The sequence below is a fragment of the Cognatiyoonia sp. IB215182 genome, assembly GCF_033963905.1.
GTDB lineage: Bacteria > Pseudomonadota > Alphaproteobacteria > Rhodobacterales > Rhodobacteraceae > Yoonia.
This window is the reverse complement of sequence record NZ_JAXBMB010000002.1, coordinates 169,758-181,973: the sequence shown is the minus strand read 5'-3', so window position 1 is coordinate 181,973 and position 12,216 is coordinate 169,758. Positions and strand designations below refer to the sequence as shown.

General features: G+C 58.6%; 12 protein-coding genes. 5 read left to right on the top strand and 7 right to left on the bottom strand.

Features of this window, described 5'->3' with window-relative positions; translation table 11 throughout:
* The first annotated feature begins 4 nt into the window (after positions 1 to 4).
* Positions 5 to 367, top strand: a complete 363-nt coding sequence (locus SLH47_RS04505; protein ID WP_320238186.1) for an HIT domain-containing protein — start codon at positions 5 to 7, stop codon at positions 365 to 367.
* Positions 368 to 373: 6 nt separating this feature from the next.
* Here SLH47_RS04505 and SLH47_RS04500 read toward each other — a convergent pair whose 3' ends face one another.
* Positions 374 to 1,303: an ABC transporter ATP-binding protein gene (locus SLH47_RS04500; protein ID WP_320238185.1), complete on the bottom strand. Its 930-nt coding sequence runs from the start codon at positions 1,301 to 1,303 to the stop codon at positions 374 to 376.
* Between the two features lie 88 nt (positions 1,304 to 1,391).
* On the opposite strand from SLH47_RS04500, the gene SLH47_RS04495 reads away from it, so the two are divergent.
* Both SLH47_RS04495 and polA read left to right on the top strand, forming a co-directional pair.
* The gene (locus SLH47_RS04495; protein WP_320238184.1) at positions 1,392 to 1,574 is read left to right on the top strand and encodes a zinc-finger domain-containing protein; all 183 of its coding nucleotides are present in this window, start codon (positions 1,392 to 1,394) and stop codon (positions 1,572 to 1,574) included.
* A gap of 60 nt (positions 1,575 to 1,634) precedes the next feature.
* The gene (polA, locus tag SLH47_RS04490; protein ID WP_320238183.1) at positions 1,635 to 4,433 is read left to right on the top strand and encodes a DNA polymerase I; all 2,799 of its coding nucleotides are present in this window, start codon (positions 1,635 to 1,637) and stop codon (positions 4,431 to 4,433) included.
* 80 nt (positions 4,434 to 4,513) lie between these two features.
* Here polA and SLH47_RS04485 read toward each other — a convergent pair whose 3' ends face one another.
* The 6 genes from SLH47_RS04485 to SLH47_RS04460 form a co-directional block, all read right to left on the bottom strand.
* The gene (locus tag SLH47_RS04485) at positions 4,514 to 4,981 is read right to left on the bottom strand and encodes an Hsp20 family protein (protein WP_320238182.1); all 468 of its coding nucleotides are present in this window, start codon (positions 4,979 to 4,981) and stop codon (positions 4,514 to 4,516) included.
* 130 nt (positions 4,982 to 5,111) lie between these two features.
* Positions 5,112 to 5,924: a trypsin-like serine peptidase gene (locus SLH47_RS04480; protein WP_320238181.1), complete on the bottom strand. Its 813-nt coding sequence runs from the start codon at positions 5,922 to 5,924 to the stop codon at positions 5,112 to 5,114.
* Positions 5,925 to 5,992: 68 nt separating this feature from the next.
* The gene (gene glcF / locus SLH47_RS04475; RefSeq protein WP_320238180.1) at positions 5,993 to 7,312 is read right to left on the bottom strand and encodes a glycolate oxidase subunit GlcF; all 1,320 of its coding nucleotides are present in this window, start codon (positions 7,310 to 7,312) and stop codon (positions 5,993 to 5,995) included.
* 10 nt (positions 7,313 to 7,322) lie between these two features.
* Positions 7,323 to 8,489, bottom strand: a complete 1,167-nt coding sequence (locus SLH47_RS04470; RefSeq protein WP_320238179.1) for a hypothetical protein — start codon at positions 8,487 to 8,489, stop codon at positions 7,323 to 7,325.
* An 11-nt stretch (positions 8,490 to 8,500) separates the two neighbouring features.
* Complete coding sequence (locus SLH47_RS04465) at positions 8,501 to 9,598, bottom strand: FAD-binding protein (RefSeq protein ID WP_320238178.1); 1,098 nt, start codon at positions 9,596 to 9,598, stop codon at positions 8,501 to 8,503.
* 60 nt (positions 9,599 to 9,658) lie between these two features.
* Positions 9,659 to 11,092, bottom strand: a complete 1,434-nt coding sequence (locus SLH47_RS04460) for an FAD-linked oxidase C-terminal domain-containing protein (RefSeq protein ID WP_320238177.1) — start codon at positions 11,090 to 11,092, stop codon at positions 9,659 to 9,661.
* 89 nt (positions 11,093 to 11,181) lie between these two features.
* Here SLH47_RS04460 and SLH47_RS04455 point away from each other — a divergent pair, with 89 nt between their 5' ends.
* Entirely contained in the window at positions 11,182 to 11,880 is a 699-nt protein-coding gene (locus tag SLH47_RS04455; RefSeq protein ID WP_320238176.1) for a DUF599 domain-containing protein, read from the top strand.
* Complete coding sequence (locus tag SLH47_RS04450; protein WP_320238175.1) at positions 11,877 to 12,215, top strand: hypothetical protein; 339 nt, start codon at positions 11,877 to 11,879, stop codon at positions 12,213 to 12,215. Before SLH47_RS04455 ends, SLH47_RS04450 begins: the two co-directional genes overlap by 4 nt.
* Position 12,216 lies beyond the last annotated feature (1 nt).

Here is a 12,216-nt window from a genome sequence, read left to right as displayed (position 1 = left end):
CCCGATGGACTATAGCTATGACGATCAGAACATCTTTGCCAAAATCCTGCGCGGGGAAATCCCCAACCAGACGGTCTACGAAAACGATCACGCTTTGGCCTTCAATGACATCAATCCGCAGGCGCCCGTTCATGTGCTGGTGATCCCGAAGGGGCCTTATGTCAGTCTTGATCACTTCGCCCGCGATGCCTCGCCCGATGAACAGGTGGGTTTTATGCAAGCCGTGGCCGAGGTATGCCGCTTGACCGACACCGATGGCGGGTTTCGCGCGATCAGCAATACGCGCACCCATGGCGTGCAGGACGTGCCGCATTACCACATGCACATCATCGGCGGGCGCCAATTGGGGCGCATGCTACAGGGTTAGGCGCGCCTATTGCGCCCTTGTGAGTGACAGGAAAACGTCCTCCAGATCAGCCTCTTGCGTGCGGACATCCTTGATCATGATGCCCGCATCACGGACGAGCGACAGGATCTGATCGGCGGGCGTCTTCTCGCTTTGATACGTAAAGCTCAGCGTCCCGTCGGCTGCTTTATCGCCTTTGATCTCTTCCGGCAGGGCGGGCAAGTCCGCTGCATGGGCCGGTGTAATCACCAGCGTTTTGCTGTCCAAGCGCCCCAGCAGGTTTTGGGTCGAATCGCGGATAATCACCTCGCCATGATTGATGATGGCGATGTCATCACACATCTCTTCCGCCTCTTCGAGGTAATGGGTCGTCAGAATAATCGTCATGCCCTGTTCATTGAGATTGCGCACATTCTGCCAAAGCATGTTGCGTAACTCGATATCCACTCCGGCCGTTGGTTCATCCAGAACGAGGATTTGCGGCGAATGGACCAGTGCCTTGCCCAACAAGAGCCGCCGCCGCATGCCGCCCGAGAGCGACCGTGCATAGGCATCGGCCTTGTCGGTCAGACCGATCAGGTCGAGGATTTCTGCGGTCCGGCGCTGCGCCTTGGGTACACCATAAAGCCCCGCTTGAACATCAAGTGATCCAGCTGGTGTAAAGAACGGATCAAGATTGGGCTCCTGCGGCATCACCCCGATTGCAGCACGCGACTGGCGCGGGTTCTTGTCCTGATCAAAGCCCCAGATTTTCACTGTGCCCGCCGTCTTCACCACCAACCCGGCAAGGATGTTGATCAGCGTAGACTTTCCTGCGCCATTCGGGCCCAACAGCCCGAAAATCGACCCGCGCGGGATGGTCAGGTCAATGCCTTTCAGCGCCTCTTTTGCGGGCGCTTTGCCGGTACTCGCATAAGTCTTTTTCAGACCCTGAATTTCGATGGCATTGTCGGTCATACGGGTACTTCCCCCAAGGATTGGGCTGCGCTATACCCGCGATGATCTAAAGCGGGCCGCGACCCGCCGCAAGCAGACAGGACGCGCGATGACGACAACACCCGCCCCAGAGACCCGCATTGTGGATGAGTGGCGCGTGGCCTGCGACGGCGGCGAAGGCGCGCTGGGCCATCCACGGGTCTGGCTGCAAATCCCGCAGGATCGCGGCTGGGTCGAATGCCCCTATTGCGACGCCAAGATCATTCATCGGGACTTCGAGGGTGAAGTCTGATCTGGCAGCCTCGTCCTGATCGTGGCAAAACGAAAGGGTTGCCACGTAAAGGAGCCTGTCATGACAACCCAATTCGGCAAAGGCTGTCATCTGCATCTGATCGATGGCTCTGCATTCATCTTTCGCGCCTATCACGCCCTGCCACCGCTGACGCGCAAATCGGATGGCTTGCCTGTGGGCGCGGTCAGCGGTTTCGTGAACATGCTGCAGCGCTATGTGGAGGCGAATAACGGCCCCGACGCCGCCACCCATGTTGCGGTCATTTTTGACAAAGGCAGTCATACATTTCGTAACGAAATGTATGATCAGTACAAAGCAAATCGCGATGAAATGCCCGAGGATTTGCGTCCGCAAATCCCCCTGACCCGGGCCGCGACCAAAGCCTTCAACATCGCCTGTGAAGAGATGGAAGGGTTTGAGGCCGATGATATCATCGGCACCCTCGCCCATCAGGCGCGCGATGCCGGTGGGCGGGTGACAATTGTGTCGTCGGACAAGGATTTGATGCAGTTGGTGGGTGATGGTGTCGAGATGCTCGACCCGATGAAGAACAAGCGGATCGACCGCGACGGTGTGTTCGAGAAATTCGGCGTGGGGCCAGAGCGTGTCGTGGATGTGCAGGCGCTTGCAGGCGACAGTGTCGACAACGTCCCCGGTGCGCCGGGGATCGGGATCAAGACGGCGGCGCTTTTGATCAACGAATTTGGCGATCTGGAAAGCCTGCTCGACCGCGCGGAAGAGATCAAGCAGCCAAAGCGCCGTCAGACGCTGATTGATCACCGCGCGCAGATTGAGCTGTCGAAGAAGCTGGTCCAGCTCGATTGCGAGATGACCTTGGATTTCGGTTTGGATGATCTGGAGGTCAAGGAGCCCGACGCAGAGGTTCTGATGGGCTTTCTGGCCGAAATGGAGTTTCGAACTGTCACCAAGCGTATCGCCGACAGGCTGGGCGTTGAGGCACCGGTGATTGAGGCGCCGGCACCGGAAACCCAAACGGCAACACCCGAAGCGGTGCCGTTCGACGCCGAGAAATACACTTCTGTCACCGATGAAACCGCCTTGCAGGACTGGGTCGCCCGTATTCGCGAGCGTGGCTATGTGGCGGTTGATACGGAGACGACGGGTCTGAACGAGATGATTGCCGACCTCGTCGGCATCTCGCTTTGCGTCGAACCGGGGGAGGCGTGCTACATCCCGCTGACGCACAAGGCCGCCGCATCGGACGATCTTTTCGGTTCTGACGACATCGCTGAGGGGCAGATGCCGATGGAGGCCTGTCTGGAGGCATTAAAACCGGTTCTGGAGGATCCCGCGATCCTCAAGATCGGGCAGAACATGAAATACGATGCCAAGATCTTTGCGCGTTATGGCGTGGATGTGGCCCCGATCGATGACACGATGCTGATGTCCTATGCGATGCATGGCGGTCTACACAATCATGGCATGGACATCCTGTCGGAACGGTATCTGGGCCACACGCCGATCCCCATCAAACCACTTCTGGGCAGCGGGAAATCGGCCATTACCTTTGACCGCGTGCCTATTGACAAAGCCACCGCCTATGCCGCCGAGGACGCGGATATCACCCTGCGCTTGTGGCAGCATTTCAAGCCGCAATTGCATGTCAAACGAGTCACGACCGTTTACGAGACGCTGGAGCGGCCCCTGATCCCGGTTCTTGCGCGGATGGAGCGTGACGGGATCAAGGTGGATCGCGACACGTTGAGCCGCATGTCCAACGCCTTTGCCCAGAAAATGGCGGGGCTGGAGGATGAGATCCAGGAAAAGGCGGGGCGGCAATTTAATGTGGGCTCACCCAAGCAATTGGGTGAAATCCTGTTTGATGAACTCGGTCTGCCGGGCGGCAAAAAGGGCAAAACGGGTGCATATGGCACCGGGGCTGATGTGCTGGAGGATCTGGCGACCGAGCATGAATTGCCCGGGCTGATCCTGGATTGGCGGCAATTATCCAAGCTGAAATCAACCTATACCGACGCGCTGCAAAACCATATCAATCCCGATACTGGGCGTGTCCATACCTCGTATTCTATTGCCGGGGCCAATACCGGACGACTCGCCTCAACCGATCCGAACCTGCAGAATATCCCGGTGCGGACCGAAGAAGGGCGCCGGATCAGAGAGGCTTTTGTGGCCGAAGATGGCAAGGTGATCGTCAGTCTGGACTACAGCCAGATCGAGCTGCGGATTCTGGCGCATATCGCCGGAATCGACGCGCTGAAACAGGCCTTTCTGGATGGGATCGACATTCACGCAATGACAGCCTCCGAGATGTTCGACGTCCCGCTTGATGAGATGACACCGGAAATCAGGCGTCAGGCCAAGGCGATCAATTTCGGTGTGATCTATGGGATTTCCGGTTTTGGCTTGGCGCGCAACCTGCGTATTCCACGCGGTGAGGCGCAAGGCTTCATCGACCGGTATTTTGAGCGGTTCCCCGGCATTCGCAAATACATGGACGACACAATCGCCTTTGCGAAAGACAACACCTATGTGGAGACGCTCTTCGGGCGGAAGATCAACACGCCGGAGATCAATGCGAAAGGGCCACATGCGGGCTTTGCCCGGCGTGCCGCGATCAACGCGCCGATTCAGGGTACGGCCGCCGATGTGATCCGCCGTGCGATGATCCGTATGCCCGCAGCGATCAAAGGCGTGCCTGCGAAAATGCTTCTGCAGGTCCACGACGAACTGCTTTTCGAAGTCGAAGAAGGGGCAGTCGATGATCTGATCGGTGTCGCCCGCGATGTAATGGAAGGAGCGAGCGACCCGGCCGTGAAACTTGACGTCAAGCTCGCGGTGGATGCAGGACAGGGAGCAAATTGGGCCGCAGCGCATTAGCGCCGCGGCCCGCCAGAATTATCGAAAACTCTGAACAAAATCCTTCGAAGGATTTTGCGATCACGAAAAAGGTCTAAGCCTTAGTTAACTGACTTGGCTTCCACCAGGTTGGCATCTGTCTTGCCAGACGAGGCGATCTCAATCCGGCGGGGTTTCAGCGCCTCGGGCACTTCACGCACCAGATCGATATGCAACATACCATTTTCGTGGCTCGCACCTGTGACCTTTACGTGATCGGCGAGGTGGAAACGCCGCTCAAACGCGCGGGTGGCGATGCCGCGATGCAGGTATTTGCGATCTGCGCCATCCTCGGCCTTGCGTGCCGTCACAAGCAGCGCACGGTCTTTGACTTCAATCGCGAGGTCGTTTTCGGAAAAACCGGCCACAGCGATGGAAATCCGCCAGGCATCGTCATCGGTCTTTTCGATATTGTAGGGGGGGTAGCTGTTCTGGCCGACGTCACTGGCAAGGGCGCGATCCATCAGATCAGCGATTTGGTCAAAGCCAACGGTGGCACGGTAAAGCGGTGTAAGATCAAGACTGCGCATTTGGGTCATCCTCTATCAAGCGATAACAGTTTTTGGTTTTCCCATCCGGGACAAACCGGTTGATTGCAGAGCCCATCTTTGGCGCCCTGCTGATAAGTACTTGGGAAGGGATGATTGCGCTTTCAAGACCCTAGTCGGCGCTGATGAATTTCGCACCTGTGTCATTGCGTTCGCCAGTGCTGATCAGGCGCTGCGTGCCGCCGGGGCGCGCTGGCCCCATCGCGGCAAAGTGCGCGAGCAGGCTGGTCAGCGGGCCTTGCAGCGACGTGCCCAAGGCAACCTTGCGCCCGTCAACCTGTGCCATGGCCGAGACAACGGATGCGATCTTGGTCTGCCCATCGCGCATCATGAAAACGGGTGACCCGCTCGAGCCATATTCGACATCGCATGTCATCACGATCACGCCGGTCTGACGCCCCAGGACCTGACAAACCTCTTGCAAGCTTGGCGCATCCTCGCGGCCCCGGCCATAGGAAACGACGCCGACCTGATCGCCGGTCAACGGTTGCTCCGCAATCAGATAGGGGCGCATCCTGACAGCGCGAATGGGGCGATCAAGCTCCAGCACGGCGATGTCCTTGGCAACCTCTGCGGGGCGTGTTGCCTCACCATTATGGCTGTAATCGGGGTGGGCGATGGCGCGGGTGATGTTGCGTGTGGCGGCGGCACGCCCGTCACGCAGGCCGGCGCGAAATTCGAAACGCTCTGCCGGTATCAGGCTGCCATCGTCGTCAAAAAGGCAATGCGCGGCGGTCAGGATCAACCGATCGCGTATCAGTGCGGCCGTGCAAAACCCCTTGCCACGAATGTCGAGCCGCCCGACCGCCTCCCAGCCCTGGCTGTCCTGCCGCGTTTCAAGCGAGATCAGGTCCGATTCCTGCGCGGGTGCCATCACGGCACCTATCATCATGAATACAAAACCAAAAAGAAATCGCCGCGTCATGTCCACCATCCTTTCGCAGCAAGATGGGCGAGAGTTACGGCAGATTTATGGCACAAACGTCGCGAGATCTAACGCAGGATGGGAATGGCCGGTTCACGTTTCCCGGGTGCTGTCAGTGCCGGGGGTTGCGGGCCACCTGTTGCCCAATCCAGCAACTCGACGGTGTGCACAATCGGCACCTCCGTCGCGCCGCCGATTTGCATCATGCAGCCGATATTGCCTGCTGCGATCATATCTGGCGTCAGCGCCTCAAGCGTCTGCACTTTACGGTCTTTCAGCTGTTTAGAGATTTCCGGCTGCATCAGGTTGTAGGTCCCGGCTGAGCCACAGCAGAGATGGCTGTCGGCAGGCTCAAGCACAGTGAAACCGACCTTTTTCAGCAAATCCTTGGGATAGGTCTTGATCTGCTGCCCATGCTGAAGCGAACAAGCGGCGTGATAAGCGACCTTGGTGCCCTTATCAGCGCCCTCCGGCAGATCGAGTTTCATCAGGAGTTCGGACACATCCATCGCGATATCAGCGACGCGTGCGGCATCTGCGGCGAGCGGGTCGTTGCGGAACATATGGCCGTAGTCCTTCACCGTGGTCCCGCAGCCAGAGGTGTTGATGACGATGGCATCCAAGCCATCGCCATCCATCTCACGCGCCCAGGCGCGGATGTTTTTGGCCGCCGTCGCGTGGCTTTCATCTTCCTTGCCCATGTGATGGGTCAAGGCCCCGCAGCACCCGGCGCCTTCGGCCACCACCACCTCTGCCCCCAGACGGGTGAGCAGGCGGATGGTCGCGTCGTTGATATCCGTGTTCAGCGCCTTTTGCGCGCAGCCGGTCATGAGTGCCACGCGCATCTTCTTGTTTGCCGCCGGAAAGGTCTGCGGGTCGTCATTGCGGCTGACAGGTGGGATCACTTTCGGGGCCATCTCCAGCATCGCGCGCAGCCTTGCATCGGGCATCAGCCCCGCAAAGGGCCGCCCGATCTTTGCGCCCAACAAGGCGAGGCGAAACCGCGTTGGATAAGGCAGAATGCGCGCGAGCAGCCAGCGCAGCACACGGTCGGACCAGGGCCTGTCATAGTTCTTTTCGATATAGGAGCGCGCATGATCGACCAGATGCATGTAGTGCACACCCGATGGACAGGTCGTCATACAGGCGAGGCAAGACAGACAGCGGTCGATATGCTTGACTGTCTTCTCATCCGGTTTTCGCTCATTTTCGAGCATGTCCTTGATCAGGTAAATCCGCCCGCGTGGGCTGTCGAGCTCATCGCCCAGCACTTGATATGTTGGGCAGGTCGCCGTGCAAAACCCGCAATGCACACATGTGCGCAGGATCTCGTTCGACCTTTGGATGCCAGGATCTTTGAGCTGTTCGGGTGTGAATGTCGTCTGCATCAGCCTGCCATCAGTTGAGTGTCAAAAGGTCCGGCGCTGCCGGAATGATCAGTCGCTGCAACCCCTGGTCCAGGAAATGAAGGGTTGCGGCATCAGCATAAATTTCACCGCCCAGTGTTTGCGCAACCCGCTCTACCGCCAGAGCAACGTCAGTGACAGCCAGATCGATATAGACAGCTTCCTGACCATGTCCTGCGGCTACCATGCCGCCGAGCCCATCCGCCGACAGCGCGTCGTGCAAGCGGTCTTCTATTGCGCCACGCTCGCTGACATCGTCAAAAGGTGTGTCCGAGGTGCGCGGGATGCGGAGGTATAAAAACCACTCATCATGCAGGCTGTGACAGCGTGAGGAAAACCGCCCACCTGACAGGACCGCATGACCGTAAGTCTCGCTGGATGTCGTAAAAGTCATGAGATCGCAGCGTCGGTGATCAGAATGTATCTTGTTAGCCTTAAATAGTATGGCTTCGCGATTGTCTGGTGGGACAGCGGAGTAGGGTTGTTGCGGCATCTGTGACTTTGCGTCTGCGATTGTGGCCCGAAAACGTTCGGCAAAGCCCGCCGCATCAAACGGTTCCGCCGGTTGCTGACGCAGCCGCCCGAATATACCAGCCTTCGCGGTCGGTGCGCCATCGATAAACCCCAACCAGTCGCGATCCACCTCTTCGCCCAGAACAATGCTGGCGGCCTGCAGCGCCTGATCGGCCAGCGTCTTTGCGTTGCCTTGCCCACGGGCCGTCAGGTCAATCCGCCCATCGCGGCCAAGTGCTGTATCGATATGGGTCAGTGCAAGCGGTTTGCCGAATCTGGCGGCGAAGTAGTCTGCCGTTACCCGGCTGTCACTTTCGCCTGATCGCACCTCGTGGAACCGCCAGCGTGGCAGGTCAGGTGCCATGTCATGCACGGCCCGGGCAAGGGGACGATTGTCGTCATGCCACTCTGCCGTGACCGTCAGCGCATGACCGCGGTCCGATGGTCCGAACTCCCACATCAGTTCGGGCGACACCGATCCTAGAGCGGCCATCACCTCGGATGGGTCCGTTGTTATCTCGGTCATTTTGGAACTGAAATATTGATCCAGAGCATCTGCATTGGCTTCAAAATGCGACCAAAACGCGCGGATCGCTTTGCGCTGATCGGTTGGCAAACGACCGGCAACGTAGCTGTATGGGTCCATCGGCACCGCCGTCATCCCATCATTCCGGGGTTGAGGATGCCGCGTGGGTCGAATTTGTCCCGTAAGCCGGCCGAGATTGCGGCCAGTGGTGCGGGTTCGGGGTGGAAGGTGGGTGCTGCATCCCCGCGGATCAGCGTGGCGTGCCCGTCAAAGCTATTCAATGCGGGCCGAATGTCGCGCCCTGTATCCGTCAGCGCCCAGATCAAACCGCCGCCCCAATCATATTGCACCACTTTTGCGCCGATCTTAGTGACAAGGCCCGGTGCATCGGATGGCTTGGTCGAGATCCGCCAGACATCCCCGTCCTGACCCGCAAAGCCGCGGACATCGCGAATGTCGGCCCATGCCATTTTCACGTTTTCCGTGTCGTCAATCGTTTCGGCAGCACCGAATTTGGCGAGGTGCTTTGTCAGCGCCTCTGCACGATAGGCAATGGAATCCGGAAATCCTTCGAGCCGGAACAGGGTCTTGGCTGTTTGCGGGTCGTGCGCCACGCCTGTGACCTCATAAGGCGATGACAACGCTGCAGACATTGCAGCGACCGCCTGTGTATCATCCAGCCCATCCAGTACCAGCATGGCCTGCGCCGCCACATCGGGCAGCACTTTCATGGACACTTCCGTCAGCACGCCCAACGTGCCGTATGCACCGGTCATCAGCTTCACAAGGTCATATCCGGTGACGTTTTTCATCACACGGCCACCGTTCTTGACGATATTGCCGGACCCATCGACCATCCGAATGCCCAGCATGAAGTCCCGGCAGGCCCCCACTGATATGCGCCGCGGGCCGGAGACATTTGCCGAGACGACACCGCCAATCGTCGGCTCACCCTTGCTGCCCAGCAACGCACGGTGGTCCATCGGCTCAAAGGCAAGCCGCTGATTTTCCTTGGTGAGTTCCGCTTCAATCTCCGAGATGGGCGTGCCCGCCTTTGCAACAATGGTCAGCGCGCCCGGCTCGTAGAGTGTAATGCCCGACATGCCAGCCAGTGACAGCTCCGCCCCGTCGGTCTTCCCGATTGGCCGCGTCCCGCCGCCCTTGACCCGCAACGGGCCATTGCTGCCCGCGATGATCTCGGACAATTCTTCTTCGCTTGTCGGTGTCATTGAACCTCTTTTGGCCAAAAGTATCCTGGGGTGAGGGCGCCAGCCCGAGGGGCAAAGCCCCTAAGCAGCACGACGTTCAGTGGATGTATCGAGTGGGAACACCTTCGCCGCGTTCAGCAGCCATTTCGGATCAAACACATCCTTGACGGCCATCTGCGCCTCCAGATCAACCGGGTCAAACTGCACATTCATCAGATCGCGTTTTTCGATGCCTACGCCATGCTCGCCGGTCAGGCATCCGCCCACCTCAACACAAAGTTTCAGGATCTCACCACCGAACCGTTCGCAAAGCTCCAGGTCGCCCGGTTTGTTGGCATCAAACAGAATCAATGGATGCATGTTGCCGTCGCCCGCGTGGAAAACATTGGCCACATCCAATCCAAACTCCTTCGACATCTCGCCTATGCGCTTCAGCACGAATGGCAGGGACGAGACGGGGATCGTGCCATCAAGGCACATGTAGTCGTTGATCTGACCCATCGCGCCAAAGGCCGATTTGCGGCCCAGCCAGATGCGCCCGGCCTCGTCCGCGTCTTTCGCCTCGCGCAGTTCCACCGGTTTGTGCTTGGCGGCAATCTCCATGATCAGTTTGAGTTGTGCGTCGATTTCCGCCTCTGATCCTTCCACCTCAACGATCAGCAGCGCTTCACACATGGGGTAGCCTGCCTTCGCAAAGGCTTCCGTCGCTTCGATACAGGGGCGATCCATGAACTCGATTGCCACCGGCAGGATACCCGCCTTGATGATGTCGGTGACCACCTGCCCGGCCACTTCCGAACTGTCATAACCCATCAGAACCGGCCGCGCGCCTTCGGGTTTGTGCAGGATGCGCAAGGTTGCCTCGGTCACAACGCCAAGCTGCCCCTCCGACCCGCAGATCAGGCCCAGCAGATCGAGCCCGCCGGAATCCAGATGCGCCCCGCCAATCTCAACCACGGTGCCATCCATCATGACCATCGTGACGCCCATCAGGTTATTGGTTGTCACCCCGTACTTCAAACAATGCGCTCCGCCGGAATTCATCGCAATGTTACCAGCGATGGCGCAGGCCAGCTGGCTGGAGGGATCAGGCGCATAGAAAAAGCCATTCGCCTCAACTGCGCCGGTGACCGAGAGGTTCGTGCGGCCCGTCTGCACCTTGATGTAGCGGTCGTCGTAATTGGTTTCGATCACCTGGTTCATCCGCGCCACGCCCAGGATGACACTGTCGGCTGTGGGCAAGGCGCCACCGGCCAGCGAGGTGCCGGACCCACGCGGCACGACGGGGACCTCAAGTTCATGGCAGACCTTCATGACCGCCGCGACTTCTTCGGTATTGGCAGGCAGGACTGCGCAGAGAGGTGGGCATTTGTAGGCTGTCAGCGCATCGCATTCGTAGGCGCGCGTCTCGGAAACGTCAGAAATCACAGCGCCTTGCGGCAAAACCTCGCGGAGCCGTTCGACAATGATATCCTTGCGCGACAGCACGCTGGCATCTGGGGCTGGCATTTCCATCAATCGACTCCTCCGTCTCTTATTGGTAAAAATATATTACCAATTTTGCATCATGGCAAGTCTGAACGAAGGGAGTTACATAAACATTGATGCAAATCATGGATCATATCGCAGCACTGTCACCGCTGGATTGGGTGGCCGCAGGCGCCATTGTATTGTGCTGGCTGGGCATTGGTTGGTTGATCGAGCATCCCGGCGCCAAACGTCCATCCGTCACGATCCTGATGGCCGAACGGCGGCGCGATTGGATGAAGGTTTTTGTCACGCGTGATCCACGCATATTTGACAGCCAGATTCTGGGCGGGCTGCGGCAGGGCACGGCATTCTTCGCCTCAACCTGCCTTTTGGCAATTGGTGGCGTGCTGGCCTTGGTTGGCAATACTGCCCCTTTGCAGGGAGTCGCGGCTGAGGTCGTCGACATGCCGGTGCCGGTATTGGTCTGGCAATTGAAACTGGGGCTGGTCGCCCTTTTTCTGGCCAATGCGTTTTTGAAATTCGTCTGGGCGAACCGGGTCTTTGGCTATTGTGCGGTCCTCATGGCAGCGGTTCCCAATGACCCCAATGATCCGGTTGCCTATCCGCGTGCGGCGCAGGCGGCAGAATTGAATATCCGGGCTGCGGTCAATTTCAACCGGGGCCTGCACGGTATGTATTTCGCGCTTGGCGCTCTGGCATGGCTATTGGGCGCCGTGGCGCTGATTGTTGCGACTGTTGCCGTTGTCTGGATCGTTTGGTCACGGGAATTTGCGTCGCTGCCCCGGCAAATCCTGCTAAAAGACACCTCATGAAATATGCAGCTTTTCTGACCCTTCTCGCTACGCCCGCCTTTGCGGAGCCGCCCACAGTTTTGGACGTGACAGTGCAAGGGGATAGGATCAGCGTGACGCTTGACCACCCTGATACCGGTTGGGATCACTATGCCGACGGGTGGGAGGTGCTCGACGCGGATGGCAATAGCCTGGGCATCCGCGAGCTGGCCCATCCCCATGTGAACGAGATGCCGTTCACACGGTCACTGTCCGGGGTGCAGATCCCCGATGGCACGACCTCGCTGTTCATCCGCGCCCGCTGTAACGTGGACGGATGGTCCGATGAGCTTTACGAGGTCCGCCTCACAGATTGAA